Raw genomic sequence first — 25,085 nt, 5'->3', positions numbered from 1 at the left:
GCGTCCATTGCGGCATTCCCACGCGGAGCGTGGGAACGATCGTTCGCGAGGCTTAGAAATCCTTGCAGAGCCGCAGGGCGTCATAAATGGCGGCGTGGGTGTTGCGCTGCGCCACGCAGTCGCCGATGCGGAACAGCAAGTAGCCGTCGCCCGCCTCGCTCAGCGAAGGTTGTGGCTGGATCGCGAACAACGCTTCGACGTCGATCTGGCCCTTGTTGCGCGAACCCTCTTTGAGCGCGTAGTAGATTTCCTCATCCGGACGCACGCCGTTTTCCACCACCACCTGGTCGACCACCCGCTCCTCTTTGGCGCCGGTGTATTCGTTCTCCAGCACCGCAACCAGTTTGTCGCCTTCGCGATAGACCTTCTCGAGCATCATGTCGCCGGTCATGATCACTTCTTTCGGGTACATGCTGCGGTAGTAGGTCGGGAACGACGTACCGCCGATGGCCACGCCCGGCTTGATGTCGTCGGTGACGATCTCGACCTGGCTGCCCTTGTCGGCGAGGAAGTCGGCGACCGACATCCCGGTGAACTCGCAAATGGTGTCGTAGACCAGCACGTTCTTGCCCGGCGCGACCTTGCCGGCGAGCACGTCCCAGCTGCTGACCGCCAGCCCTTCGGCAGCGCCCCAGTGTTCGTTCTGTTCCAGATACGGATGCCCGCCGACCGCCAGCACCACTACGTCCGGACGCAAGTCCATGATGGTGTCGGCATCAGCCGCCGTGCCCAGACGCAGATCGACTTTCAGCCGCGCCAGTTCCAGCTGGAACCAGCGGGCGATGCCGGCGATCTGGTCGCGCTGCGGTGCTTTCGATGCGGTGGTGATTTGCCCACCGATGAATTCCTTTTTCTCGAACAGGGTCACGTCGTGGCCACGCTCGGCGGCAACGCGTGCCGCTTCCATGCCGGCAGGGCCGGCACCGACGATCACCACTTTGCGTTTCGGCCCGGTGGATTTCTCGATGATGTGCGGCACGCCCATGTATTCACGGGACGTCGCGGCGTTCTGGATGCACAGCACGTCCAGACCTTGGTACTGGCGGTCGATGCAATAGTTGGCGCCGACACACTGCTTGATCTGGTCGATCTGGCCCATCTTGATCTTGGCGATCAGGTGCGGGTCAGCGATGTGCGCACGGGTCATGCCGACCATGTCGACGTAACCGCCTTCAAGAATCCGCGTAGCCTGGTTCGGGTCCTTGATGTTCTGTGCGTGCAGCACCGGCACCTTGACCACTTCCTTGATCCCGGCGGCCAGATGCAGGAACGGCTCCGGTGGATAACTCATGTTCGGAATCACGTTGGCCAGGGTGTTGTGGGTGTCACAACCCGAGCCGACGACGCCGATGAAGTCGAGCATGCCGGTGTCGTCGTAATACTTGGCGATCTGCTTCATGTCCTCGTGGGACAAACCGTCCGGGTGGAACTCGTCACCGCACAGACGCATGCCGACGCAGAAGTCATCACCGACCTCGGCGCGCACGGCTTTCAGCACTTCCAGACCGAACTTCATCCGGCCTTCAAAGGTGCCGCCCCATTCGTCGGTACGCTTGTTGACGCGCGGACTCCAGAACTGGTCGATCATGTGCTGGTGCACCGCCGACAGTTCAACGCCGTCGAGGCCACCGGCCTTAGCCCGGCGCGCGGCCTGGGCGTAGTTGCCGATCACCCGCCAGATTTCTTCCGGCTCAATGGTTTTGCAGGTGGCGCGGTGCACCGGTTCACGGATGCCCGACGGCGACATCAGGGTCGGCCAGTTGAAGCCGTCCCAGCGCGAGCGCCGGCCCATGTGGGTAATCTGAATCATGATCTTGGCGCCGTGCTTGTGCATGGCGTCCGCCAGATTCTGGAAATGCGGAATGATCCGGTCGGTGGACAAGTTCACCGAGCTCCACCACTCCTGCGGGCTGTCGATGGCGACCACGGAGGAACCGCCACAGATCGCCAGGCCGATGCCGCCCTTGGCTTTCTCTTCGTAATACTTGACGTACCGGTCGGTGGTCATGCCACCGTCAGTCGCGTAGACCTCGGCGTGCGCAGTGCTGAGCACGCGGTTGCGGATGGTCAGTTTGCCGATCTGGATCGGCTGGAACATTGCTTCGAAAGCCATGGCGGGTTCCTCGACTTACAACGGCTTGACGGTGAACAGGCCGTCGTCGTGGCCTTCTTCAGAGCCACCGTAAACTTGCTCGGCAACCGTGCGAATCTTGCTGCCGCGCGCCTCAAGAATCTGATCCATGGCACCGGCAAACCAACCGGTGAACATGTAGTCGACTTTGCGCCCGACCTTGCCGTAGACGTAGACGAATGCCGAGTGTTCGAGCTTGACGCTGGCGGTGCCTTTGTCGAGGTCGATGTCCTGGATCCTGAACAGGCCCCAGCCGCGTTGCGACAGACGCTTCATGTAGTGCTCGAACACCGCGACGCCTTCCAGGCCGTGGCATTCAGCTTCTTTTTCGCACCAGTGCCAGGCGGATTTGTAGCCGGCCTTGTAGAGGATCTCGGCGTAGGCTTCAGCGCCCAGAACCTCTTCAATGCCCATGTGGTTGTTGACGAAAAAGTGGCGCGGTACGTAGAGCATCGGCAGGGCATCAGAGGTCCAGACACCGGTCTCGCTGTCGACTTCGATTGGCAATTGCGGGGCGATCTTGGCCATGGAAACTTAACTCCAGAAAAAATAGTGGATTCAGTGGTGACCGCTGCCCTCACCCCGGCCCTCTCCCACAGGAGAGGGGGCAGTTCGGCGGCGGTCTTGAGTCAGCGTTACTCGCCCCAGACGTCTTTGAGGACGTTGACCCAGTTTTCGCCCATGATCTTGCGCACCACGCGCTCGGAATGGCCGCGCTTGAGCAGGGTTTCGGTCAGGTTCGGGAACTCGCCGACGGTGCGGATGCCCAGCGGGTTAATGATCTTGCCGAAGCTGGTCAGACGGCGGGCGTAGCCCTTGTCGTGGGTCAGGTATTCGAAGAAGTCCTGACCGTGACCCTGAGTGAAGTCGGTGCCGATGCCGATGGCGTCTTCGCCAACGATGTTCATGGTGTATTCGATCGCTTCGGCGTAGTCGTCGATGGTCGAATCGATGCCCTTGGCGAGGAACGGCGCAAACATGGTCACGCCGACAAAACCGCCGTGGTCAGCAATGAACTTCAGTTCTGCATCGGACTTGTTGCGGGGGTGCTCTTTGAGACCCGACGGCAGGCAGTGGGAATAGCACACCGGTTTTTTCGATTCGAGGATGACCTCTTCGGACGTCTTCGAACCGACGTGGGACAGGTCGCACATGACGCCGACGCGGTTCATCTCAGCCACGATCTCGCGACCGAAGCCCGACAGGCCGCCGTCACGTTCGTAGCAACCGGTGCCCACCAGGTTCTGGGTGTTGTAGCACATCTGCACAATGCCGACGCCGAGCTGCTTGAACACCTCGACATAGCCGATCTGATCTTCAAAGGCGTGGGCATTCTGGAAGCCGAAGAGGATGCCGGTCTTGCCTTGTTCTTTGGCGCGACGGATGTCGGCGGTGGTACGCACCGGCATCACCAGATCGCTGTTTTCGCGGATCAGCTTCTGGCTGGCAGCGATGTTGTTCACGGTCGCCTGAAAGCCTTCCCACACCGACACAGTGCAGTTGGCCGCCGTCAGACCGCCCTTGCGCATGTCTTCGAACAGCTCGCGGTTCCATTTGGCAATGATCAGACCGTCGATAACGATGCTGTCGGCGTGTAATTCGGCTGGGCTCATCAGGCGTCCCCTTATTGGCGATTCATGCGCCGAATCGTCTGCCGGCGCTTTGGGGCCAGCATATGCCTCGGTGCCGGGGCGACCGGGTGCAAAAACGACAGGGGAATTGCCGAAAGCGTCAATCCGCGACAAAGGGTTGCCAGACGCTCCGATCAGCTACCTGTTCAAGCCCGCAAGCTTGAGCCAGAATCTCCCGCATCTTGGATACACCACTGGATTAGAGCGGCGACAACAATGAAATCGATCTTCCTGGCTTTGGCTTTGATTGCGACCGGCGTACACGCCGCCGAAGAGTCCGACAACAACCCCTGCGACGCCGTCGAAAACGACGTCCAGACCCTGGAATGCTCGACCTACAGCCGCACCACCGCTGAAGACCTGCTCAAGGACAACTACGCCAGCCTGACCGAACGCATGCAGACCGCGTACGGCAAAAACGCCACGCAACTGGCGGATATCACCGCCAAGCTCAAGACCGCCCAGCAACAATGGCTGAAGACGCGGGATGCCGATTGCGCGGTGGAAGCGTTCCCGGCTACCGCTGGCAGCAAGGCGTTCACAATTGCGCAGAATGATTGCGTGGCGCGGATGAGTGATGAACGGTCGGAGTTTTTGGAGTCGATTGGGCAGGAATAGTCCTCAAAATTTGAAGGAAAATTGGCACTGCTTTCTGCAATTGCCTCGTGAATCTCTTCTTCTTACGGCACATGCCGACTTCGCCTACACCTATTGCGTGAAAGCCCCGATCTACGGGCGCTTCACGCAATACCCTGACAACTGTTCTTGATTGGCCACTTTAAAAATATAAGTAAATATTCGCGAATCTTATAAAAGACTTATATTCTTCCATGAACAGCATCCACTGGACACGAAAGGCCGTTAAGCAACTCTTGAAATTGCACTCTGTGCATCAGGTACAGGTTCGAGATGCCGTTACGGCGCTTGCCGACATGCCTGATGTCGGCAATGTCAAAGCACTGATTGGCCATGACTACGCCTACCGCCTGCGTGTCGGTAATTATCGAGTCATGTTCGACTGGGATGGCGCAATCAAAGTGGTCAGTATTCAAGAGGTCAAGAAACGCGATGAACGCACCTACTGACATCCAAATCATCAACGACGCAGAGGGCAACCCAGCCTTCGTGGTCATTCCATACGCGCAATACGTTGCGCAAAAAATGCAGCCCGATCTGATCCCCCATGAGGTGGTTAGCCGCATGGTCGACGGGGCGACACCGATCCGTGCCTGGCGCGAGCACCTCAACCTGACTCAGGAAGAAGTCGCCAAACGCATGGGCATTTCGCAACCGGCGTTTGCTCAACAGGAAACGGTGTCCAAGCCACGAAAAGCAACTCGCGAAAAGATTGCGGCGGCCTTTGGAATCAGCTCTGAGCAGCTTGAGCTCTAGCCGGTAACGGCGTGTTTGCCTGCTGCAAAAGCCAGGCATTCACACCGCCACCCGATGCCAGCATCAGTCGTGAAAAGGAGACCGAGGTTTCGCGTGATCGAGGATCAGACGTGGCGCCTCATATTCATACCCCAGGTCAGCGATGTCGCTCACGTCCCGAGCAGTCTGAGCAAACGGTTCGAGCACATCATCATAGTTATGTCCTTTCGGACCATTAACCAGCGGCGCGTAATGCGGCGCCCAACGTTCGTTGCTCTGGAGCATCAGTGACTGCCAGTCTGCCCACACCTTGTCGACAAAGCAGTGATGCAGGAAGAACACCGGATCATCTGGAGAGGTCATCGGCAACATATTGCCGCCCACCCAAAGGTGGACGCGATTATGCAGTTGTGAACCCGCAGTGGTTACCTGCGGATCACCGCGCTGGGTGATCCAGCCTTCCAGACGATTTCGGAAGCCGCGCACAGTCGGGCCGGAATCATAAGGCGGGGTGTCGTAAAGACTTTCGCGCAAAGCCATTTGCAGATCTTCCGGGGTCGGCAATGAGTTTACAACCAGCCCGAACTGGCGCTTCAAACCAGGACCTGGCAAATCGTCATCCGGATAGGAGGGAACCGGCCATTGACCGTGTTTATAGGCAAACCGACCGGTTGCTACACGCCAGTCATCGCCTTCAACACCATTGCCGCCCATAAAATCCTCAGCCCACACTGGAGAGTTGTGCGGATCGGCTGCATCTTCGGTCCAGTTCCAGTACGGGATCGTGATGGAGGGGTTAATCGCCTGAAGGTCATTTTCGAACTTCAGCAAAAACGCGCGGTGCCAAGGCAGGAACGAAGGCCCACGGTGGGCACCATTGCGGTAGTTCGGATCGTTTGGTTCATGTGGCAGCACGGTGGGCTTCATGACCTGGTGATGCAGATGCACATACTCATCGTATTGGCCTGACTGTTTGAGCTGGAGGCAGGCATCGACGAAGTTGTCTTTTTCGATTGGGGTCAGCGAGCGAATGTTCTTGCGCTGCTTCATGTCTTCAATCCCTTGAGCGAGGTTAGGTGTAGAAAGGGCGACAATCGTCCCAATCCTCCGACAACCAAGCTAGGCGCCAGTCGGAAGGCCGTCTACTGTCAGAAATTACAGGTCAGCGACGATTTCTGACCAGCGGTATTGCACCGTTGGGGCGCCGACGCGAAGTGACTTGACCGCCCGACTGCGTCAACATGACCGCCATCCAATTCGCTCATAAGGTCACTCGCCCATGAACATCTGCGGCATCGAAATCAAAGGCAGCGAAGCAATCATCGCCGTGGCCGCTCTCGACGGTTCGGCTTTGAGCCATGTCCCCCTTGCCACCAAGAAGATCGCCCTCGAAGACGATGACGAGGCGGCCAACGTGAAGCTGTTCGCGGCGCAGGTGGCGTCGTTTGTGCGCGAGAACTCGGTTGACCGGATTGCGATCAAGAAGCGCAGCAAGAAGGGTGAGTTTGCCGGTGGGCCGACGACGTTCAAGATTGAGGGGATTTTGCAGCTGCTGGATGGCTGTGAAGTGACGTTGTTGTCGCCGCAGACGATCAATGCGCAGGCGAAGAAGCATAATTTCGAGCTGCCGGGGACGCTGAACAAGTATCAGCATGAGGCTTACAAGGCAGCGTGTTCGGCGCTGGTGAAGAAGTAAGATCAAAAGATCGCAGCCTGCGGCAGCTCCTACATTGGAATGTATTTCCATGTAGGAGCTGCCGCAGGCTGCGATCTTTTGATGTTAGGCCTGGGCGGTACGCCGGTCTTCGCGCGGGCAGCGCGCAAAGCGTGCCCGGTAGCTGCGGGTGAAGTACGACGGTGATTCAAACCCGCAGGCAATGCTGACTTCGAGCACGCTCATGTCGGTCTGGCGCAGCAGCTGCCGGGCCTTTTCCAGGCGCAGGCGCAGATAGAAATTGCTCGGCGTATCGTTCAAGTGCAGCCGAAACAAGCGCTCCAATTGCCGCCGCGTCACCTTGATCGAATCCGCCAGTTGCAGCGTGGTCAGCGGCGGTTCGCTGTGCTGCTCCATCTCGCCGATCACTTGCACCAGTTTCTTGTTGCTGATCCCGTAACGCGTGGCGACTTCCATGCGCTGGTGGTCTTTGCGCGGACGGATGCGCCCCAGTACAAACTGCTCGCTGACCTGAATCGCCAGCTGCGGGCCGTGGGCCTGGGCGATCAGATCGAGCATCAAATCAATCGAAGCGGTGCCGCCCGCCGAGGTGATGCGCCGACGGTCGATCTCGAACAGCTCTTGGGTCACGCTGAGCTGTGGATAAGATTCCTTGAACGCGTCGATGGCTTCCCAGTGCAGGGTCAGGCGATGGCCATCGAGCAGGCCCGCCTCGGCAAGGACAAAGCTGCCGGTGTCGATGGCGCCGAGTGTCACGCCGTCGTTATCCAGCCGCCGCAACCAGTGCTCCAGCGCTGGCGTGGCGAATTTCAGCGGTTCAAACCCAGCCACCACCAACAACGTCGCGCCTTTCTTCAACGGCTCCAGTGCCGCATCGGCATTGACCGACATGCCATTGCTCGCCAGCACCGCCCCGCCATCAGCGCTCAACACGTGCCAGCGATACAACTCGCCACGAAAGCGGTTGGCCACGCGCAGCGGTTCGATCGCGGAAATAAAGCCGATGGCGGAGAACCCCGGCATCAGCAAAAAGTAGAAATCCTGGGACATGGGCGCACTCGGTTGGCGGGTAGCGTGGGATGTTGATACGCCAGTTGTCTTCGGCATTCAAGACCGCAGGTCGCTACAGTGCAAATGCCAGTCGCCGCAGTGCGCTTTCATGGGCGTATAGCTGCGTAACTTTGCATCACCGGCACGACAGATGCCGGAACTCACAATAACGACCTGCCGAGGAACCCGACATGAAACGACTGATCAGCAGCTGTGTTCTTGCACTCAGCGGTACCGCTTTCTTGAGCGCCAGCGTCATGGCGGCCGAACCCGCCTCGTGCCAGAACGTACGCATGGGCGTGGTCAACTGGACCGACGTGATCGCCACCAGTGCCATGACCCAGGTCCTGCTCGACGGCCTCGGCTACAACACCAAACAAACCAGCGCCTCCCAGCAAATCATCTTCGCCGGGATCCGCGATCAGCGCCTGGACCTGTTCCTCGGTTACTGGAACCCGCTGATGACCCAGACCATCACCCCTTTCGTCGATGCCAATCAGGTCAAAGTGCTTGAAGCGCCGAGCCTGAAAGACGCTCGCGCGACCCTCGCGGTGCCGACCTATCTGGCCGACAAGGGCCTGAAAACCTTCGCCGACATCGCCAAGTTCGAAAAAGAGCTGGGCGGCAAGATTTACGGCATCGAGCCAGGCTCGGGCGCCAACACGCAGATCAAGGCAATGATCGCGAAGAACCAGTTTGGCCTCGGCAAGTTCCAGTTGGTCGAGTCCAGCGAAGCCGGGATGCTCGCCGCCGTTGATCGCGCCGTGCGCCGCAAAGAGGCCGTGGTGTTCTTCGGCTGGGCGCCGCACCCGATGAACGTCAACGTGCAGATGACCTATCTGACCGGCAGTGACGACGCTCTCGGCCCGAATGAAGGCATGGCCACCGTGTGGACCGTCACCTCGCCGAAATACGCCGAGCAGTGCCCGAACATCGGTCGCCTGCTGACCAACCTGACGTTCACCGCCGAGGACGAGAGCCGGATGATGCAGCCGCTGCTCGACCACAAGGACGCCTTCGAATCGGCCAGGCAATGGCTCAAGGATCACCCGGAAGACAAGCAGCGCTGGCTGGAAGGTGTGACCACGTTCGATGGCAAACCGGCCGCTGAAAACCTCCAGCTGACCAGCAAATAACCGCCACCCTCACCCTGACCGACGCTTCGCAGCCCCGAAAAGGGCTGCGGACAGACCCATCACGCCTGAAGGAAACCGCACCATGAACCACGACGTCATCATCACCTGCGCACTCACCGGTGCTGGCGACACGACCGCCAAGAGCCCGCACGTGCCGGTCACCCCGAAACAGATCGCAGCGGCAGCCGTTGAAGCGGCCAAGGCCGGCGCCACCGTCGTGCACTGCCATGTGCGCGATCCGCAGACCGGCAAGTTCAGCCGCGACGTGGCGCTGTACCGCGAAGTGATGGAGCGCATCCGCGAGGCCGACGTCGACATCATCGTCAACCTCACCGCCGGCATGGGCGGCGACCTGGAGATCGGTGCTGGCGAGAACCCGATGGAGTTCGGCCCGAACACTGATCTGGTTGGCCCGCTGACCCGTCTCGCTCACGTTGAAGAGTTGCTGCCGGAAATCTGCACCCTCGACTGCGGCACGCTGAACTTCGGCGATGGCGACACCATTTACGTCTCCACCCCGGCGCAACTGCGTGCTGGCGCCAAGCGCATCACCGAGCTGGGCGTGAAGGCTGAGCTGGAGATTTTCGACACCGGGCATCTGTGGTTTGCCAAGCAGATGATCAAGGAAGGTTTGCTCGATAACCCGTTGTTCCAGCTGTGTCTGGGCATCCCGTGGGGCGCGCCGGCGGATACCACCACGATGAAAGCCATGGTCGACAACCTGCCCGCCGATGCGGTGTGGGCCGGGTTCGGGATTGGCCGGATGCAGATGCCGATGGCGGCGCAAGCGGTGCTGCTCGGCGGCAACGTGCGGGTCGGGCTGGAAGACAACCTGTGGCTGGACAAGGGTGTGCTGGCGACCAATGGCCAATTGGTTGAGCGCGCCACCGAGATCCTCAGCCGCCTCGGTGCGCGCGTGCTGACCCCGGCGGAAGGTCGCAAAAAAATGGGCCTGACCCAGCGCGGCTAACGAACTCACCTCAAAACCCTGTGGGAGCGAGCCTGCTCGCGAAGAGGCCGGTACATCCGAAGCATCTTCAGCAGCAGAGCCAGCGCATTCGCGAGCAGGCTCGCTCCCACAGTTGATCGCCGAACTATTCAGGAATGTCGCCATGAGCTTTATCACCGAAATCAAAACCTTCGCTGCGCTGGGCAGCGGTGTCATCGGCAGCGGCTGGGTCGCGCGCGCCCTCGCCCACGGCCTCGACGTGGTGGCTTGGGATCCGGCCCCCGGCGCCGAAGCAGCACTGCGCAAACGTGTGGCCAATGCCTGGGGCGCGCTGGAGAAAAACGGTCTGGCGCCGGGCGCTTCGCAGGATCGTCTGCGCTTTGTCGCGACCATCGAAGAGTGCGTGCGCGATGCCGATTTCATTCAGGAAAGCGCCCCGGAACGTCTCGAGCTGAAACTCGATCTGCACAGCAAGATCAGCGCCGCGGCCAAGCCCAATGCGTTGATCGGTTCGAGTACCTCGGGCCTGCTGCCAAGTGAGTTCTACGAGAGCTCAAAGCACCCGGAACGCTGCGTGGTCGGCCACCCGTTCAACCCGGTTTATCTGCTGCCGCTGGTGGAAGTGGTCGGTGGCAAGAACACCGCGCCGGAAGCTGTGCAAGCAGCGATGAAAGTCTACGAATCCCTCGGCATGCGTCCGTTGCACGTGCGCAAGGAGGTGCCGGGGTTCATTGCCGACCGCCTGCTTGAAGCGTTGTGGCGTGAGGCCCTGCACCTGGTCAATGACGGCGTGGCGACCACTGGCGAAATCGACGATGCGATCCGTTTTGGCGCCGGGTTGCGCTGGTCGTTCATGGGCACGTTCCTGACTTACACGCTGGCCGGTGGCGATGCGGGCATGCGTCACTTCATGTCGCAATTCGGCCCGGCGTTGCAGTTGCCGTGGACCTATCTGCCGGCGCCGGAGCTGACTGACAAGTTGATTGATGATGTGGTGGATGGCACCAGCGATCAGCTTGGTCGTCACAGTATTTCGGCGCTGGAGCGTTATCGTGATGATTGTTTGCTGGCGGTGCTGGAGGCGGTGAAGACTACCAAGGAGAAGCATGGGATGGCGTTCAGCGAGTGATGTTTCTGGCATGACATCGTGGCCCTCACCCTAGCCCTCTCCCAGAGGTAGAGGGGACCGACCGCGGTGTTTATGCGAGCCGCACCGACCTGATTTATCGAGCCGAACTCAAGTTTTGAAAGGCCCCCGATCGGCTCCCTTTCCCCCTCGCCCCCTTGGGGGCGGTCCGACGTTTCGGGAGGGCTGGGGTGAGGGGGTAGCTTTTGATCTTGAAAACCACCTAACTGCCGGAACCCAAACCATGCCCCAGCTCACCACCTACCAAACCAAAATCATCCCCGACTGGGTCGACTACAACGGCCACCTGCGCGATGCCTTCTACCTGCTGATTTTCAGCTACGCCACCGATGCCCTGATGGATCGCCTCGGCATGGACAGCAACAACCGCGAAGCCAGCGGCCACTCGCTGTTCACCCTCGAACTGCACCTCAACTATCTGCACGAAGTGAAGCTCGATACCGAGGTTGAAGTGCGCACGCAAATCATCGGCCACGACAGCAAACGCCTGCACCTCTATCACAGCCTGCACAAGGTCGGTGACGAACAGGAACTGGCCGGCAACGAACAGATGCTGCTGCACGTCGACCTCGCCGGCCCGCGTTCGGCACTGTTCAGCGCGGACACCTTGAGCCGCCTGCAAAGCATCGTCGCCGAACAACAAGACCTGCCCGCTCCCGCTTACATCGGCCGCGTCATCGCGCTGCCACCTGCAAGGTAAATCCATCCATCGCAAGGAGCCGCCATGAACACCGCTGCCGCTGTTGCCGATTTCCGTACTTATCCGTTGATCAGCGCGCTCGGTGGCGTGCAGACCCTGGCGGATCGCGTTGCCATCGAATGGGCTGACGGTCGCGTCAGCCCGTTTCACCATGTCTGGCTGCGGGACAACTGCCCATGTCAGCAGTGTGTCTACAACATCACCCGCGAACAGGTTTTCGAGATCGTCGACGCGGCTGATGACCTGAAACCAGCGGCCGCGCACATCGATACCGATGGCTGCCTGCGCGTCGACTGGCAGGACGGTCACCTCAGCCGTTTCGATCCGGGCTGGTTGCGCGCGCATGCCTACGATGATGAATCCCGCGCCGAACGCTTGGCCGCCAAACCCAAGCCCTTTCTATGGCGTAGCGATCTGCAACTCCCGGTGTTCGAATACGCGGCGCTGATGAACGACAACGCCGCTCTGCTGCAATGGTTGCTCGCCGTGCGCGACATCGGCCTGACGCAAGTGCGCGGCGTACCCACCGAACCCGGTTCGCTCAAGCTCATCGCGCAACGTATTTCCTTCATTCGTGAAAGCAACTTCGGCGTGCTGTTCAACGTGCAGTCCAAGGCCGATGCCGACAGCAATGCCTACACCGCTTTCAATTTACCGTTGCACACCGATCTGCCCACCCGCGAGCTGCAACCGGGCCTGCAGTTTCTGCATTGCCTGGTGAATGACGCCGAGGGTGGCGAGAGTATTTTTGTCGACGGGTTTGCGATTGCCGATGCGTTGCGCCAGGAAGATCCCGAGTCATTCAAGGCCCTGTGTGAAATCCCCGTGGAGTTTCGCAACAAGGATCGGCACAGCGACTATCGCTGCCTGGCGCCGATCATTGCTCTGGATACGTTGGGGCGTGTCGCTGAAATCCGCATGGCGAACTTTCTTCGCGGGGCGTTTGATACCTCGGTGGAGCAGATGCCACGGTTGTATCAGGCTTATCGACGTTTCATTGCGATGACCCGTGAGCCACGGTTTCGGCTGATGCAGCGGCTCGTTCCCGGTGAGCTGTGGTGCTTCGATAATCGCCGCACGCTGCATGCGCGCAATGCGTTTGACCCGGGCACGGGGGCGCGGCATTTTCAGGGCTGCTATATCGACCGGGATGAGTTGTTGTCGCGGATCCTCGTGTTGCAACGCTAGACCGTTAAAAGATCGCAGCCTTCGGCAGCTCCTACATTGGAATACGTTCCCTGTAGGAGCTGCCGAAGGCTGCGATCTTTCGCTTTGCAGCAGGCAAAAAAAAGCCCCAATACCAGCCGTGACAGGATCGGGGCGCAAGCTACTGTTGAGGAGCTGCCGTGCGAGGGTGACCAAACCTTCGTGTTGCAAGCTGAGTTCAGTGTGCCCACTCCCTTGAGCGGCGAGTTAGCCGAAAACGACCTGTTCATAGCCGTCGCAGCCACTGCGACAAATCGCCCTTGCCGTACCCCGGCATGGCTACCAGAATCGAGCCACGACCTCCGTTACCGAAGAAGGATGCGCGTCATGATGTATGCCGATTTGATCGATCAGGAAGATTTGCTGGGCCAGCTCAAGGCGTTGGGTATTCAAGTACCCAGTGGCACGACCGCCGATCAGGCGTGCGAGTGTGCAGTGCGCGGCCTGGATAATGTGCGCGCGTTTGAACTGCGCAAGATGGTCAAGGACATGTACACCAGCGGCGCCAGTATCCAGCCGGCGGTGCGGCAGGCGATCGACAAGCAGTTGTTGCCGGCATTGGCGGACTATCAGCAAAGCCATAGCGCCTGACAGCAGATCAAAAGATCGCAGCCTTCGGCAGCTCCTACATTGGAATGCATATCCCTGTAGGAGCTGCCGAAGGCTGCGATCTTTTGCTTTATAGCCTTACGCTGGCAAACGTCGATTCATTGCGCGCCTGACTCAACGCCGACATCGGCCCCGACAGCGGCGACATCACGATCGCCTGCGGCAGCGGCAGCATCGCCACTTGCTGGGTGGTGTTGGAGCCTACGCGCTCGTCACGCGGCGGAATGCCGAAGTATTCGCGGTAGCACTTGGAGAAGTGCGGCGTCGAGACGAAACCACACACCGACGCCACTTCGATGATCGACATCGGCGTCTGCTTGAGCAACTGCCGGGCGCGAATCAGGCGCAGCTTCAGGTAGTAACGCGACGGCGAGCAGTGCAGGTATTTCTGGAACAGCCGCTCCAGCTGTCGACGCGACACGGCGACATACACCGCCAGCTCGTCGAGGTCGATCGGCTCTTCCAGATTGGCTTCCATCAACGCGACGATTTCCTGCAGCTTTGGCTGGTTGGTGCCGAGCATGTGCTTGAGCGGCACGCGCTGGTGATCCTGCTCGTTGCGGATGCGTTCGTAGACGAACATTTCCGAGATCGCCGCAGACAGTTCACGGCCGTGATCGCGGCTGATCAGGTGCAGCATCATGTCCAGCGGCGCGGTGCCGCCGGAGCTGGTGAAACGATTACGGTCGAGGGTGAACAAACGGGTGCTCATGGCCACGCGCGGGAAAGCTTCCTGCATCGCCGCCAGACATTCCCAGTGCACGCTGCAATCGAAACCGTCGAGCAGGCCGGCGCAAGCCAGTGCCCAACTGCCGGTGCACACGGCGCCGAGGCGCTTGGACTGACGCGCCTGGCTTTGCAGCCACGAGACGTGTTCACGGGTAACGGTGCGTTGAATGCCGATACCGCCGCAGACGATCACGGTGTCCAGGGGCGGAGCTTTGTGCATGGAAGCGTCAGGGGTGATTTGCAGACCGTCACTGGCCCACACCTGACCGCCATCGACGGTGAGTGTGCTCCAGCGATACAGCTCGCGACCGGACAATTGGTTGGCCATGCGCAGGGGTTCTACTGCGGAGGCCAGAGAAATCAGCGTGAAATTGTCCAGCAGCAGAAAGCCGATGGATTGAGGCGCACGGTTCTGGGGTTGGGCCCCGGAGTTGAACGACGTCATCGCGGTATCTCCTCACACAAAGCGGGTGATGGCCTCAGGCGAGGCTCTTGTTATTGCCAGCGTTCTCGCGTGGGAGACGGGCTTTGTTATGACAGAGCAATTGCCATGCCTAAAATTGAATGGCTGTTCAATAACTCCTGAAAACGACGTCGCGACGTGTCTATACGAGCGGTCCGACGAGAGGTATTTCGAAGTGCCATTAGCGACTGAGGAAGCCCTGCCCCAAGGTGCGTGAGCAAATCGGTAGCACTTGTGGGAACTGGCCTGCGCGCGATTTGCGGGGAGTGTCACCGCAAGCACGGGTGACGGACGGTAGGGAGGCTGGGCGCGTGTAACAGGTGGGAAAGACTCTTATCTGATTGCGACGCGCTAAAAGGTGGCGTGGTTTATTGTCTGTGTTCACTTGGTGAGCAGTTTTGACTGGTCTGACGCTATCGCGAGCAGGCTCACTCCTACATTTGGAATGCGTTCACCTGTAGGAGTGAGCCTGCTCGCGATTGGGCCGATGCGGTCTCAGCACTCCACAGCGCTGACCGCCAGGCCACCGCGCGAAGTCTCTTTATATTTGTCATGCATATCGGCACCGGTATCGCGCATGGTGCGAATCACCCGATCCAGCGAAATAAAGTGCTGACCATCGCCGCGCAATGCCATCTGTGCCGCGTTGATCGCCTTCACCGCCGCAATCGCATTGCGTTCGATACACGGCACCTGCACCAAACCGCCGACCGGATCGCAAGTCAGCCCAAGGTTATGCTCCAGGCCAATTTCCGCCGCGTTGCACAACTGCTCCGGCGTAGCGCCAAGAATCTCCGCCAGCCCCGCCGCTGCCATCGCGCACGCCGAACCCACTTCGCCCTGACAGCCAACCTCGGCACCGGAGATCGAAGCATTCTTCTTGCACAGAATCCCCACCGCCGCCGCACCCAGGAAGTAGTCGACCACGTTGGCGTCAGTCACCGCTTCGCTGAACTTCATAAAGTAGTGCAGCACCGCCGGAATGATCCCCGCGGCGCCATTGGTCGGCGCCGTGACCATGCGCCCACCCGCCGCGTTCTCTTCATTAACAGCCAGCGCAAACAGATTGACCCACTCCATCGCACTGAGCGTCGAGCCGATCACATTGGGCTTGCCCAATTCCTGCAGACTGCGATGCAACTTCGCCGCACGCCGCCGCACATCCAACCCACCGGGCAAGATGCCTTCGTGCTTGAGCCCCTGCTCGACGCAACCCTGCACCCCCCGCCACAACTTCATCAGCCCGGCGCGGATCTCTTCTTCTCTGCGCCAGACCTTTTCGTTGGCCATCATCAGTTCGGCAACGCGCAGGTTGTTGCTCTTGCACAGTTCCAGCAATTCAACCGCGCTGGAAAAGTCGTAAGGCAGTTCAGTGCGACCCAGACCGTCCACGCCACTGGACGCCTGCGCTTCATCAACGACGAAGCCGCCACCAACCGAATAGTAGGTGTCGCGATGCAGCTCGCCGTGATCGCCCTCGGCAACAATGGTCATGGCATTGGGGTGGAACGGCAGGTTCTCATCGATCAGGCGCATGTCCCGTGCCCAGACAAACGGCACCGCCAAGCGGCCATCCAATAACAGTGTGTGAGTTTCACGCAGGGCCTGGATGCGCGGGCCGATCTGCGCCGGGTCGATTGCGTCCGGCCACTCGCCCATCAGGCCCATGATCACCGCGTTGTCGCTGCCGTGACCGATCCCCGTGGCCGACAACGAACCGTACAGCTGCACCTCGATTCGCCGCACCTGTTCCAGTTGATGCTTGCCCCTTAAGGACTCGACGAACAACGCCGCCGCGCGCATCGGCCCGACGGTGTGGGAACTGGAAGGGCCAATGCCGATTTTGAACAGGTCGAAAACGCTGATAGCCATTGCTGCAGAGCTCCTGAGGATACCGGTCCGGGGCGCAAAAGCGCCCGCTGGCGGAGCTGCTACGCTCAAGCTGCGATCCGCCGGAATGCCCGCATCATCAGGCTTTTGTCGGGACGCACGGCGTCTGACACCGACGCACTCATGTCCACCAGCGCCGCGCCGTTTTCACCCCGGTTTTCACCGTTTTCATGCGGTTCAGATGGCCAATCGGGGCGAAAAAAAGCTGTAAACGACGTCACTGACACTGGATACGACCATCCCTGTACTGGATACGACCCCCCCTGTAGGCGTCAGATTTTCACTGGTACATGATCGTTATGACTCGATTGCAAGGCGCCGTGACAGAGCTGTCTCCAGAACGCCATCCAACCGCAACCTATAAGTGCGGTGGTCCACAGTCGGAACACTGCCAAAAAAAACACCAAGGAGTCCATCCATGAAAGGTTCCCCGTCGTTGTTGTTGGCCGCCATGCTGAGTCTGCCGTTACTGGCGCAAGCTGCAGAACCGGCGCAGTGCAGTACCGTTAACTTCTCCGATGTCGGCTGGACCGACATTACCGCGACCACCGCCACCACCTCCGTCGTGCTCAACGCCCTCGGCTACAAGACCAAGACCACCATGATCTCCGTGCCCGTGACCTATAAGTCGCTGGCTGACGGCAAGAACATGGACGTGTTCCTCGGCAACTGGATGCCGACCATGGAAAACGACATCAAGGCCTACCGCGACGCCGGCACCGTGGAAACCGTGCGCACCAACCTCAAGGGCGCCAAGTACACCCTCGCCGTGCCGCAAGCCCTGTATGACAAAGGTCTGCATGACTTCGCCGACATCGCCAAATTCAAGAAGGAACTCGACGGTAAGATCTACGGCATCGAGCCTGGCAACGACGGCAACCGGCTGATCCAGAGCATGATCGACAAGGACGCCTTCGGCCTGAAGACCGCCGGTTTCAAAGTCGTCGAATCCTCCGAAGCAGGCATGCTCTCGCAAGTGGATCGCGCGCAAAAACGCGACACCGCCGTGGTCTTCCTCGGCTGGGCGCCACACCCGATGAACAAGCGCTTCAAGATTCAATATCTGACCGGTGGCGATGATTTCTTCGGCCCCGATTTCGGTGCGGCGACCGTGGCGACCAACACCCGCAAGGGTTACGCCGCGGAATGCAGCAACGTCGGTCAGTTGCTGAAGAACCTGGAGTTCACCGTCGACATGGAGAGTGAACTGATGGGCAACATCCTCGACGACAAGATGAAGCCTGACGCGGCCGCCAAGGCCTGGCTGAAAAAGAATCCACAAGTGCTCGATACCTGGCTCGCTGGCGTGACCACCATTGACGGTAAACCTGGCCTGGAGGCCGTGAAAGCCAAAATTAGTCAGTAATCGCTTATGCCGGGCGGTTAACGCCGTCCGGGCTGTTTATTTCCTTGCATGCGGACGTTCACTACCATGCTGATTGATCAGAAAATACCTTTAGGCCAGTACATCGCGGGCTTCGTCGAATGGTTGACGCAACACGGCGCCAACACTTTCGACGCAATCGCCGTGACCCTGGAAACGATGATCCACGGCGTGACGTTTGCGCTCACCTGGTTCAACCCTTTTGTCTTGATCGGCCTCATCGCCCTGCTCGCGCATTTCATCCAGCGCAAATGGGGATTGACCGTTTTCGTCATCGCTTCCTTTCTGCTGATCCTCAATCTGGGGTACTGGCAGGAAACCATGGAAACCCTCGCCCAGGTGCTGTTCGCGACCCTGGTCTGCGTGGTCATCGGCGTGCCGTTGGGCATCGTCGCCGCGCACAAACCGATGTTCTACACATTAATGCGTCCGGTACTCGATCTGATGCAGACCGTACCGACCTTCGTTTACCTCATTCCTACCCTGACCCTCTTCGGGCTGGGTGTGGTGCCGGGCCTGATCTCCACGGTGGTGTTCGCCATCGCTGCGCCGATCCGCCTGACCTACCTGGGCATCCGCGATGTCCCGCAAGAACTGATGGACGCCGGCAAGGCCTTCGGCTGCTCGCGTCGCCAATTGCTCTCACGGATCGAACTGCCTCACGCCATGCCGAGCATCGCGGCCGGCATCACCCAGTGCATCATGCTGTCGTTGTCGATGGTGGTGATCGCGGCACTGGTAGGCGCCGACGGACTCGGCAAACCGGTGGTCAACGCACTGAACACTGCTGATATCGCCCTGGGCTTCGAAGCGGGCCTGGCGATCGTACTGCTGGCGATCATGCTCGACCGTATCTGCAAACAACCCGACGCCAAAGTAGGGGGTGACGCATGAGCATAATTCGCTTCGAAGACGTCGACGTAATCTTCTCCAAGGATCCACGCGAGGCACTCAAGCTGCTCGATCAGGGCATGACCCGCAACGAGATCCTGAAGAAAACCGGGCAGATCGTCGGCGTGGAAAAAGCCACGCTGGACATCAACAAAGGCGAAATCTGCGTGCTGATGGGCCTGTCCGGTTCGGGCAAGTCGAGCCTGCTGCGCTGCATCAACGGCCTCAACACCGTGAGCCGCGGCAAGCTGTTCGTCGAGCATGAAGGCAAGCAGATCGACATCGCCTCCTGCACCCCGGCCGAGCTGAAAATGATGCGCACCAAACGCATCGCCATGGTGTTCCAGAAGTTCGCTCTGATGCCGTGGCTGACGGTGCGCGAGAACATCAGTTTCGGTCTGGAAATGCAGGGTCGTCCGGAAAAGGAACGGCGCAAGCTGGTCGATGAAAAACTCGAACTGGTTGGCCTGACCCAATGGCGCAACAAGAAGCCTGACGAACTCTCTGGCGGCATGCAGCAGCGTGTCGGTCTGGCACGGGCGCTGGCGATGGACGCCGACATTTTGCTCATGGACGAACCGTTCTCGGCACTCGACCCGCTGATCCGTCAGGGCTTGCAGGATGAACTGCTGGAACTGCAACGCAAGCTGAGCAAAACCATCGTGTTCGTGAGTCACGACCTCGACGAAGCGCTCAAACTGGGTAGCCGCATCGCGATCATGAAGGACGGCCGGATCATCCAGTACAGCGTGCCGGAAGAGATCGTGCTCAACCCGGCGGACGACTATGTGCGCACCTTCGTGGCGCACACCAATCCGCTAAACGTACTGTGCGGGCGCAGCCTGATGCGCACACTGGACAAGTGCAAACGCATCAACGGTTCGGTGTGTCTGGATCCGGGCGGCGATTCGTGGCTGGACCTGGCTGAAGGCAACACCATCAAGGGTGCGCGGCAGAACGGCTCGGTGCTGAATCTGCAGAACTGGGCGCCGGGGCAAGCGGTGGAAGGCCTGGAGCGTAAACCGACGTTGGTGGATTCGAACATCGGCATGCGTGACGCGTTGCAGATTCGTTATCAGACCGGCAACAAACTGGTGCTGCACGATAACAATCATGTGGTGGGGATTCTGGGCGACAGTGAGTTGTATCACGCGTTGCTGGGCAAGAACCTCGGTTAAGGCGGGATAAAAAAAGGGATCGCGGTGAGCGATCCCTTTTTATTGGGTCAGGGAAAAGCCCCTCACCCTAACCCTCTCCCAGAGGGAGAGGGGACTGACCGAGTTGTACTTTCAAGCTACATCGACCTGAGAAATCGAGTCGAATTCAGGCATTGAAAAGCCCTCGATCTGCTCCCTTTCCCCCTCTCCCTTAGGGAGAGGGCTGGGGTGAGGGGGGCTTTTGACTTTAGCTGTACACTCGGCCAAGGAGCTGCCGATGGCTTTCAAACTGATCGAGCACATCCCGCGTGATCTGATCCTGCGTGAAGCCCATCAGGTCGTAATCCTGGCTGCCGTTGTGCAGATACACCTCGGCGCGGTAATAACGCTGGCGCGCTTCATCGGACTGCGCCGATTCAGTCGGGGTCGCCAGATAGCCGTCCAGGCTCACTTCGTAAACGAAAGGGTTACCCTCTTCCATTTCGACGCGCACGCCCATGCAGCGCTTGGATTTACCCAACAGCGTCTGCACTGTCAGACCCTGCGCACGCATCTGCGCGGTGGCGTCTTCCAGCGCCGGGCTGACTTGCTTGTCCATGAAACGCTGCACCACCGATTGGCTCGGCTGCAGATCCAGTTGCGTCAGACGCTCACTGAAACCACGACGCCCGCGCTCTGCCAGTTGCGCTTGCTCCTGTTCGATCTGCACGTCCTGGCGCATCGCCTTGTGCAGGCCGAACATGAAGAACACCAGCACCACCGAGAACGGCAGACCGGCCAGCACCACCATGGTTTGCATGGCTTCGAAGTTACCGGCAAACAGCAGACCGATGGTCACCAGGGTGATCACCACCGACCAGAAGATCCGCAGCCAGTGCGGCGCATCTTCATCGACGTTGCCGCCCTTGCAGGACAGATTCGCCATCATCACCGCGCCAGAGTCGGCCGGGGTCAGGAACAGCACGAAACCGACAAAGATCGACACACCGATGACGACTTTCGACGCCGGGTAGTGTTCAAGCAACTGATAGATCGCCATCGACGGCTGTTCCAGCGCCGTCTTGCCGAGTTCCACCGCACCATGGTTCATCACCAGGTCCAGCGCCGAGTTACCGAAGATCGACAGCCAGGCCAAGGTGAAGCCCAGCGGAATCAGCAGCACGCCGGCGACCAGTTCACGCACGGTACGACCACGGGAAATACGCGCGATGAACATGCCGACGAATGGCGCCCAGGAAATCCACCATGCCCAGTAGAACAGGGTCCACAGGCCCATCCAGCGCTCGGACTTGGCGTTGTCACCTTCGTACACATACAGGTCGAAAGTTTTCAGCACGATGCCGTTGAGGTAGTCGCCGATGTTCTGCACGAAGCCGTTGAGCAGGTGCAAGGTCGGGCCGAACAACAGCACGAAAATCAGCAGACCGCTGAACAGCACGATGTTCAGGTTGGACAGACGACGGATGCCGTTTTCCACGCCGGACACGGCAGCGATGGTCGCCACGGTGCTCATCACGATGATCACGATCAACAGGTTGGTGTTGCTGTGTTCCATGCCGAACAGGTTTTCCAGGCCCGACGACACTTGCAGCGAACCGATCCCCAGGTTCGTCACCAGACCCAGCAGCGTTACGAACATGCCGAAACCGTCCACCGCATGACCGGCCGCGCCTTTGACCCAACGCTCGCCGACCAGCGGATACAGCGCCGAACGCAGGGCCAGCGGCTGATTATGACGGTACGCAAAGTACGCCACGGCCAGACCGACCAGCGCATAGATCGCCCAGCCGTGCAGGCCCCAGTGCAGGAAAGTCAGTTGCACCGCCTGACGTGCGGCCAGGTTGCTGGCCGAGGCGCCTTCCGGCGGATTGAAGTAGTGATCCAGTGGCTCGGACGCGCCGAAGTACAGCAGCGAAATACCGATACCCGACGAGAACAGCATCCCCGCCCAGGCGCCGTAACTGAAATCCGGGGTGTCGTCCTTGCTGCCCAGTTTGAGTTTGCCGTACGAGGAAAACGCCAGGCCCACCACAAACACCAGGTAGGCGGCGATGACCACCATGTAGTACCAGCCGAAGCTGCGCGACAACCAGGCCTGAGCGATACCCAACAGTCTGCCGGCCTCTTGCGGGGCGATAATCAGAATGGCGGTCAACAACAGAATCAGCGCGGTAGAGGTGTAAAACACCCAACCGTTGACCGTCACCTTCTCGGGCGGGGTCTTTATAAGCGAGGCAGAACTCATGGCACAAATGCTCCAGGCAGTGCGAGAGAAGAACACAAGGCAACACGGAACCCGACCAATCGGTTAGTTGGCAGCCGACCGGCGGGTGATATAAAGACACCCCGAAAAAAGCCCGAACCTGCCGAAATGGCGCTGCGAATCGCTTTCGTGGCCGAAGGTGGACGGACGTTCATCCGAAACCTGGCCCTGAGCGTCTTGCCCTTTCAACACGTCCATCGAATCGCGAACCGCGCCATGCCCCACGCAGGTTTCGAGCATTTTCGGATGTCGATTTTATCGCCACTTACACGTAGGAAAAATCTGTAGGCAGCGACGATTTGTCGCAGATCTTATTCTTTGTTGATTGAACGTTCAATCAAAACAAAATAGACTGGCCCTCAATCCGATAGGCGTGATTCGCCGCTCGGAAGGCCTAAGGAGATGTGCAAGATGCCCAAGGTCGGTATGCAACCCATCCGCCGCCAACAACTGATCGAAGCCACTTTGCAGGCGGTCGATCAGGTCGGAATGGGGGACGCCAGCATTGCGCTGATCGCCCGTTTGGCCGGTGTCTCGAATGGCATCATCAGTCATTACTTTCAGGACAAGAACGGCCTGATTGCCGCCACGATGCGGTATCTGATGACAGCCCTCAGCGAGAGCGTCACCGCGCGCCGTCAGGCGCTGGCAGATGACAGCCCACGGGCGCATCTGCAGGTGATCATCGAAGGCAACTTCGACGCCAGCCAGGTCAATGGCCCGGCAATGAAAACCTGGCTGGCCTTCTGGGCCACCAGCATGCACCAGCCGTCTTTGCACAGGTTGCAGCGGATCAACGATCACCGTCTGTATTCCAACCTGTGCTGCGAGTTCCGCCGCGTGTTGCCGCTCGAAGATGCGCGCACCGCAGCGCGTGGCCTGGCCGCGTTGATTGACGGTTTGTGGTTGCGCGGCGCTTTGTCGGGAGACGCTTTCGACACGGCGCAGGCGCAACAGATCGCTTACGAATACATGGATTTCCAATTGGCCAAGAAGGTGAGCTAGAGCACACAGAAAACGCTCGGCCCCTCACTGCCACCGCAGCCTTATCGCGGTGGTCAACGCCAACCACCAATGCACTTGCGAGGACACTATGGCCCGTTTCGAACTGCAAAAACTTTACATCGATGGCGCGTACTCTGACGCCGGCAGCGATGCCACCTTCGAAGCCATCAACCCGGCTAACGGTGAAGTCCTCGCACTGGTGCAACGTGCGACCAAGGAAGACGTCGAGCGCGCCGTGGTCAGCGCTGAAAAGGGCCAGAAAATCTGGGCCGCGATGACCGCCATGGAGCGTTCGCGCATCCTGCGTCGCGCCGTCGACATCCTGCGCGAGCGCAACGATGAGCTGGCCGCCCTGGAAACCCTGGACACCGGTAAATCCTTCTCCGAAACCAAATACGTCGACATCGTTACCGGTGCTGACGTGCTGGAATACTACGCAGGCCTGGTGCCGGCCATCGAAGGCGAGCAGATTCCACTGCGCGACACTTCTTTCGTCTATACCCGTCGCGAGCCGCTGGGTGTTGTCGCCGGTATCGGCGCGTGGCACTACCCGATCCAGATCGCCCTGTGGAAATCCGCTCCAGCGCTGGCTGCCGGTAACGCGATGATCTTCAAGCCAAGCGAAGTCACTTCGCTGACCACCCTGAAACTGGCCGAGATCTACACCGAAGCCGGCGTTCCGAACGGTGTGTTCAACGTGCTGACCGGCAGCGGCCGTGAAGTCGGCACCTGGCTGACCGAGCACCCGCGCATCGAAAAAATCTCCTTCACCGGCGGCACCGACACTGGCAAGAAGGTAATGGCCAGCGCTTCGGCTTCGTCGCTGAAAGACGTGACCATGGAACTGGGCGGCAAGTCCCCGCTGATCATCTGCGACGACGCCGACCTCGATCGCGCTGCCGACACCGCAATGATGGCCAACTTCTACAGCTCCGGTCAGGTCTGCACCAACGGCACTCGCGTGTTCGTTCCGGCGCACTTGAAAGCCGCTTTCGAAGCCAAGATCGTTGAGCGCGTTGCACGCATCCGCGTTGGCAACCCGGAAGACGAAAACACCAACTTCGGCCCGCTGGTCAGCTTCGCGCACATGGAAAGCGTGCTCGGCTACATCGCCAAGGGTAAAGAGCAAGGCGCTCGCGTACTGTGCGGCGGCGATCGTCTGACCGACGGCGAATTCGCCAAAGGCGCGTTCGTCGCGCCAACCGTGTTCACCGACTGCACCGACGACATGACCATCGTCCGTGAAGAAATCTTTGGCCCAGTGATGGCGATCCTCTCCTACGAAACCGAAGAAGAAGTGATCCGCCGCGCCAACGACACCGACTTCGGCCTGGCCGCCGGTATCGTCACCAAAGACCTGAACCGCGCGCCCCGCGTGATTCATCAACTGGAAGCCGGTATCTGCTGGATCAACGCCTGGGGCGAGTCCGACGCAAAAATGCCGGTCGGCGGTTACAAGCAGTCGGGTGTTGGCCGTGAAAACGGCATCAGCTCGCTGAACAACTTCACCCGCATCAAATCGGTACAGGTCGAGCTGGGCGATTACGTCTCGGTGTTCTAAGACCCGAGATTTTCGTTGCCCGCGAAGGCCTCTTCGCGGGCAAGCCCGCTCCCACAGGTTTGGAGTCGTCCATCCAATTTGTGGCAGCCCCCAATCCCTGTGGGAGCTGGCTTGCCAGCGATTCGAGTGCACAGCAC

At 59.6% G+C, this 25,085-nt stretch carries 23 protein-coding genes; 15 read left to right on the top strand and 8 right to left on the bottom strand.

Features of this window, described 5'->3' with window-relative positions; genetic code table 11:
• Positions 1–52: 52 nt before the first annotated feature.
• The 3 genes from dgcA to AK821_RS03585 form a co-directional block, all read right to left on the bottom strand.
• Positions 53–2,113, bottom strand: a complete 2,061-nt coding sequence (gene dgcA / locus AK821_RS03595; RefSeq protein ID WP_064388150.1) for a dimethylglycine demethylation protein DgcA — start codon at positions 2,111–2,113, stop codon at positions 53–55.
• A gap of 15 nt (positions 2,114–2,128) precedes the next feature.
• The gene (locus tag AK821_RS03590; protein ID WP_064388149.1) at positions 2,129–2,659 is read right to left on the bottom strand and encodes a DUF5943 domain-containing protein; all 531 of its coding nucleotides are present in this window, start codon (positions 2,657–2,659) and stop codon (positions 2,129–2,131) included.
• 107 nt (positions 2,660–2,766) lie between these two features.
• Positions 2,767–3,744 (bottom strand): dipeptidase, encoded by a 978-nt coding sequence (locus AK821_RS03585; protein WP_007962626.1) that lies wholly within the window; start codon positions 3,742–3,744, stop codon positions 2,767–2,769.
• Positions 3,745–3,978: 234 nt separating this feature from the next.
• On the opposite strand from AK821_RS03585, the gene AK821_RS03580 reads away from it, so the two are divergent.
• The 3 genes from AK821_RS03580 to AK821_RS03570 all read left to right on the top strand — a co-directional run bounded on the left by AK821_RS03580 (position 3,979) and on the right by AK821_RS03570 (position 5,154).
• Positions 3,979–4,380 (top strand): lysozyme inhibitor LprI family protein, encoded by a 402-nt coding sequence (locus tag AK821_RS03580; RefSeq protein WP_008083168.1) that lies wholly within the window; start codon positions 3,979–3,981, stop codon positions 4,378–4,380.
• Between the two features lie 212 nt (positions 4,381–4,592).
• Entirely contained in the window at positions 4,593–4,847 is a 255-nt protein-coding gene (locus tag AK821_RS03575; RefSeq protein ID WP_064388148.1) for a type II toxin-antitoxin system RelE family toxin, read from the top strand.
• A complete protein-coding gene (locus tag AK821_RS03570; RefSeq protein WP_064388147.1) occupies positions 4,831–5,154 on the top strand; it encodes a helix-turn-helix domain-containing protein in 324 nt (107 codons plus the stop codon). The genes AK821_RS03575 and AK821_RS03570 overlap by 17 nt, the downstream gene beginning before the upstream one ends.
• 63 nt (positions 5,155–5,217) lie before the next feature.
• On the opposite strand, the gene AK821_RS03565 is transcribed toward AK821_RS03570, so the two are convergent.
• A complete protein-coding gene (locus AK821_RS03565) occupies positions 5,218–6,183 on the bottom strand; it encodes a tyrosinase family protein (protein ID WP_064388146.1) in 966 nt (321 codons plus the stop codon).
• Positions 6,184–6,412: 229 nt separating this feature from the next.
• On the opposite strand from AK821_RS03565, the gene AK821_RS03560 reads away from it, so the two are divergent.
• On the top strand, positions 6,413–6,829 hold the full coding sequence (locus AK821_RS03560) for a DUF3010 family protein (RefSeq protein ID WP_064388145.1): 417 nt from the start codon (positions 6,413–6,415) through the stop codon (positions 6,827–6,829).
• A gap of 84 nt (positions 6,830–6,913) precedes the next feature.
• Here AK821_RS03560 and AK821_RS03555 read toward each other — a convergent pair whose 3' ends face one another.
• On the bottom strand, positions 6,914–7,858 hold the full coding sequence (locus AK821_RS03555; RefSeq protein WP_064388144.1) for a GlxA family transcriptional regulator: 945 nt from the start codon (positions 7,856–7,858) through the stop codon (positions 6,914–6,916).
• 191 nt (positions 7,859–8,049) lie between these two features.
• On the opposite strand from AK821_RS03555, the gene AK821_RS03550 reads away from it, so the two are divergent.
• From AK821_RS03550 to AK821_RS03525, 6 genes are all read left to right on the top strand, one after another.
• On the top strand, positions 8,050–8,994 hold the full coding sequence (locus AK821_RS03550; RefSeq protein WP_064388143.1) for a choline ABC transporter substrate-binding protein: 945 nt from the start codon (positions 8,050–8,052) through the stop codon (positions 8,992–8,994).
• An 82-nt stretch (positions 8,995–9,076) separates the two neighbouring features.
• The gene (locus AK821_RS03545) at positions 9,077–9,964 is read left to right on the top strand and encodes a 3-keto-5-aminohexanoate cleavage protein (RefSeq protein ID WP_016983621.1); all 888 of its coding nucleotides are present in this window, start codon (positions 9,077–9,079) and stop codon (positions 9,962–9,964) included.
• Positions 9,965–10,106: 142 nt separating this feature from the next.
• Positions 10,107–11,072, top strand: coding sequence for an L-carnitine dehydrogenase (locus AK821_RS03540; protein WP_064388142.1), 966 nt, complete (start codon positions 10,107–10,109; stop codon positions 11,070–11,072).
• A 241-nt stretch (positions 11,073–11,313) separates the two neighbouring features.
• Positions 11,314–11,790, top strand: a complete 477-nt coding sequence (locus AK821_RS03535) for a thioesterase family protein (RefSeq protein ID WP_064388141.1) — start codon at positions 11,314–11,316, stop codon at positions 11,788–11,790.
• Between the two features lie 24 nt (positions 11,791–11,814).
• The gene (locus AK821_RS03530) at positions 11,815–12,978 is read left to right on the top strand and encodes a gamma-butyrobetaine dioxygenase (protein ID WP_064388140.1); all 1,164 of its coding nucleotides are present in this window, start codon (positions 11,815–11,817) and stop codon (positions 12,976–12,978) included.
• 345 nt (positions 12,979–13,323) lie between these two features.
• Complete coding sequence (locus AK821_RS03525) at positions 13,324–13,587, top strand: hypothetical protein (RefSeq protein ID WP_016983943.1); 264 nt, start codon at positions 13,324–13,326, stop codon at positions 13,585–13,587.
• Between the two features lie 88 nt (positions 13,588–13,675).
• Here AK821_RS03525 and AK821_RS03520 read toward each other — a convergent pair whose 3' ends face one another.
• Complete coding sequence (locus AK821_RS03520) at positions 13,676–14,779, bottom strand: GlxA family transcriptional regulator (protein WP_007949927.1); 1,104 nt, start codon at positions 14,777–14,779, stop codon at positions 13,676–13,678.
• Positions 14,780–15,292: 513 nt separating this feature from the next.
• Positions 15,293–16,669, bottom strand: coding sequence for an L-serine ammonia-lyase (locus tag AK821_RS03515; RefSeq protein ID WP_064388139.1), 1,377 nt, complete (start codon positions 16,667–16,669; stop codon positions 15,293–15,295).
• A 436-nt stretch (positions 16,670–17,105) separates the two neighbouring features.
• Between AK821_RS03515 and AK821_RS03510 the strand changes: the two genes are divergently transcribed.
• From AK821_RS03510 to choV, 3 genes are all read left to right on the top strand, one after another.
• The gene (locus AK821_RS03510; RefSeq protein WP_064388138.1) at positions 17,106–18,053 is read left to right on the top strand and encodes a choline ABC transporter substrate-binding protein; all 948 of its coding nucleotides are present in this window, start codon (positions 17,106–17,108) and stop codon (positions 18,051–18,053) included.
• Between the two features lie 66 nt (positions 18,054–18,119).
• Positions 18,120–18,965: a choline ABC transporter permease subunit gene (gene choW / locus AK821_RS03505; RefSeq protein WP_008085763.1), complete on the top strand. Its 846-nt coding sequence runs from the start codon at positions 18,120–18,122 to the stop codon at positions 18,963–18,965.
• Positions 18,962–20,140: a choline ABC transporter ATP-binding protein gene (choV, locus tag AK821_RS03500; protein ID WP_064388137.1), complete on the top strand. Its 1,179-nt coding sequence runs from the start codon at positions 18,962–18,964 to the stop codon at positions 20,138–20,140. Before choW ends, choV begins: the two co-directional genes overlap by 4 nt.
• Before the next feature lie 226 nt (positions 20,141–20,366).
• Here choV and betT read toward each other — a convergent pair whose 3' ends face one another.
• Positions 20,367–22,364 carry a choline BCCT transporter BetT gene (gene betT / locus AK821_RS03495; RefSeq protein ID WP_064388136.1) on the bottom strand — a complete coding sequence of 666 codons (1,998 nt, stop codon included), beginning with the start codon at positions 22,362–22,364 and terminating at the stop codon, positions 20,367–20,369.
• Between the two features lie 429 nt (positions 22,365–22,793).
• Here betT and betI point away from each other — a divergent pair, with 429 nt between their 5' ends.
• On the top strand, positions 22,794–23,387 hold the full coding sequence (gene betI, locus AK821_RS03485; RefSeq protein ID WP_034153602.1) for a transcriptional regulator BetI: 594 nt from the start codon (positions 22,794–22,796) through the stop codon (positions 23,385–23,387).
• Positions 23,388–23,475: 88 nt separating this feature from the next.
• Positions 23,476–24,948: a betaine-aldehyde dehydrogenase gene (gene betB / locus AK821_RS03480; protein WP_064388134.1), complete on the top strand. Its 1,473-nt coding sequence runs from the start codon at positions 23,476–23,478 to the stop codon at positions 24,946–24,948.
• The last annotated feature ends 137 nt before the right edge of the window (positions 24,949–25,085 follow it).

The sequence above is a fragment of the Pseudomonas sp. RIT-PI-r genome, from assembly GCF_001297015.1.
GTDB lineage: Bacteria > Pseudomonadota > Gammaproteobacteria > Pseudomonadales > Pseudomonadaceae > Aquipseudomonas.
The sequence above is the reverse complement of the archived record's forward strand: the minus strand, read 5'-3'. Positions and strand labels throughout refer to the sequence as shown.

Excerpts from the sequence above, each read along its gene's own strand:
- dgcA (WP_064388150.1), bottom strand. The coding sequence starts at position 2,113 with ATGGCTTTCGAAGCAATGTTCCAGCCGATCCAGATCGGCAAACTGACC.
- AK821_RS03590 (WP_064388149.1), bottom strand. The coding sequence starts at position 2,659 with ATGGCCAAGATCGCCCCGCAATTGCCAATCGAAGTCGACAGCGAGACC.
- AK821_RS03585 (WP_007962626.1), bottom strand. The coding sequence starts at position 3,744 with ATGAGCCCAGCCGAATTACACGCCGACAGCATCGTTATCGACGGTCTG.
- AK821_RS03580 (WP_008083168.1), top strand. The coding sequence starts at position 3,979 with ATGAAATCGATCTTCCTGGCTTTGGCTTTGATTGCGACCGGCGTACAC.
- AK821_RS03575 (WP_064388148.1), top strand. The coding sequence starts at position 4,593 with ATGAACAGCATCCACTGGACACGAAAGGCCGTTAAGCAACTCTTGAAA.
- AK821_RS03570 (WP_064388147.1), top strand. The coding sequence starts at position 4,831 with ATGAACGCACCTACTGACATCCAAATCATCAACGACGCAGAGGGCAAC.
- AK821_RS03565 (WP_064388146.1), bottom strand. The coding sequence starts at position 6,183 with ATGAAGCAGCGCAAGAACATTCGCTCGCTGACCCCAATCGAAAAAGAC.
- AK821_RS03560 (WP_064388145.1), top strand. The coding sequence starts at position 6,413 with ATGAACATCTGCGGCATCGAAATCAAAGGCAGCGAAGCAATCATCGCC.
- AK821_RS03555 (WP_064388144.1), bottom strand. The coding sequence starts at position 7,858 with ATGTCCCAGGATTTCTACTTTTTGCTGATGCCGGGGTTCTCCGCCATC.
- AK821_RS03550 (WP_064388143.1), top strand. The coding sequence starts at position 8,050 with ATGAAACGACTGATCAGCAGCTGTGTTCTTGCACTCAGCGGTACCGCT.
- AK821_RS03545 (WP_016983621.1), top strand. The coding sequence starts at position 9,077 with ATGAACCACGACGTCATCATCACCTGCGCACTCACCGGTGCTGGCGAC.
- AK821_RS03540 (WP_064388142.1), top strand. The coding sequence starts at position 10,107 with ATGAGCTTTATCACCGAAATCAAAACCTTCGCTGCGCTGGGCAGCGGT.
- AK821_RS03535 (WP_064388141.1), top strand. The coding sequence starts at position 11,314 with ATGCCCCAGCTCACCACCTACCAAACCAAAATCATCCCCGACTGGGTC.
- AK821_RS03530 (WP_064388140.1), top strand. The coding sequence starts at position 11,815 with ATGAACACCGCTGCCGCTGTTGCCGATTTCCGTACTTATCCGTTGATC.
- AK821_RS03525 (WP_016983943.1), top strand. The coding sequence starts at position 13,324 with ATGATGTATGCCGATTTGATCGATCAGGAAGATTTGCTGGGCCAGCTC.
- AK821_RS03520 (WP_007949927.1), bottom strand. The coding sequence starts at position 14,779 with ATGACGTCGTTCAACTCCGGGGCCCAACCCCAGAACCGTGCGCCTCAA.
- AK821_RS03515 (WP_064388139.1), bottom strand. The coding sequence starts at position 16,669 with ATGGCTATCAGCGTTTTCGACCTGTTCAAAATCGGCATTGGCCCTTCC.
- AK821_RS03510 (WP_064388138.1), top strand. The coding sequence starts at position 17,106 with ATGAAAGGTTCCCCGTCGTTGTTGTTGGCCGCCATGCTGAGTCTGCCG.
- choW (WP_008085763.1), top strand. The coding sequence starts at position 18,120 with ATGCTGATTGATCAGAAAATACCTTTAGGCCAGTACATCGCGGGCTTC.
- choV (WP_064388137.1), top strand. The coding sequence starts at position 18,962 with ATGAGCATAATTCGCTTCGAAGACGTCGACGTAATCTTCTCCAAGGAT.
- betT (WP_064388136.1), bottom strand. The coding sequence starts at position 22,364 with ATGAGTTCTGCCTCGCTTATAAAGACCCCGCCCGAGAAGGTGACGGTC.
- betI (WP_034153602.1), top strand. The coding sequence starts at position 22,794 with ATGCCCAAGGTCGGTATGCAACCCATCCGCCGCCAACAACTGATCGAA.
- betB (WP_064388134.1), top strand. The coding sequence starts at position 23,476 with ATGGCCCGTTTCGAACTGCAAAAACTTTACATCGATGGCGCGTACTCT.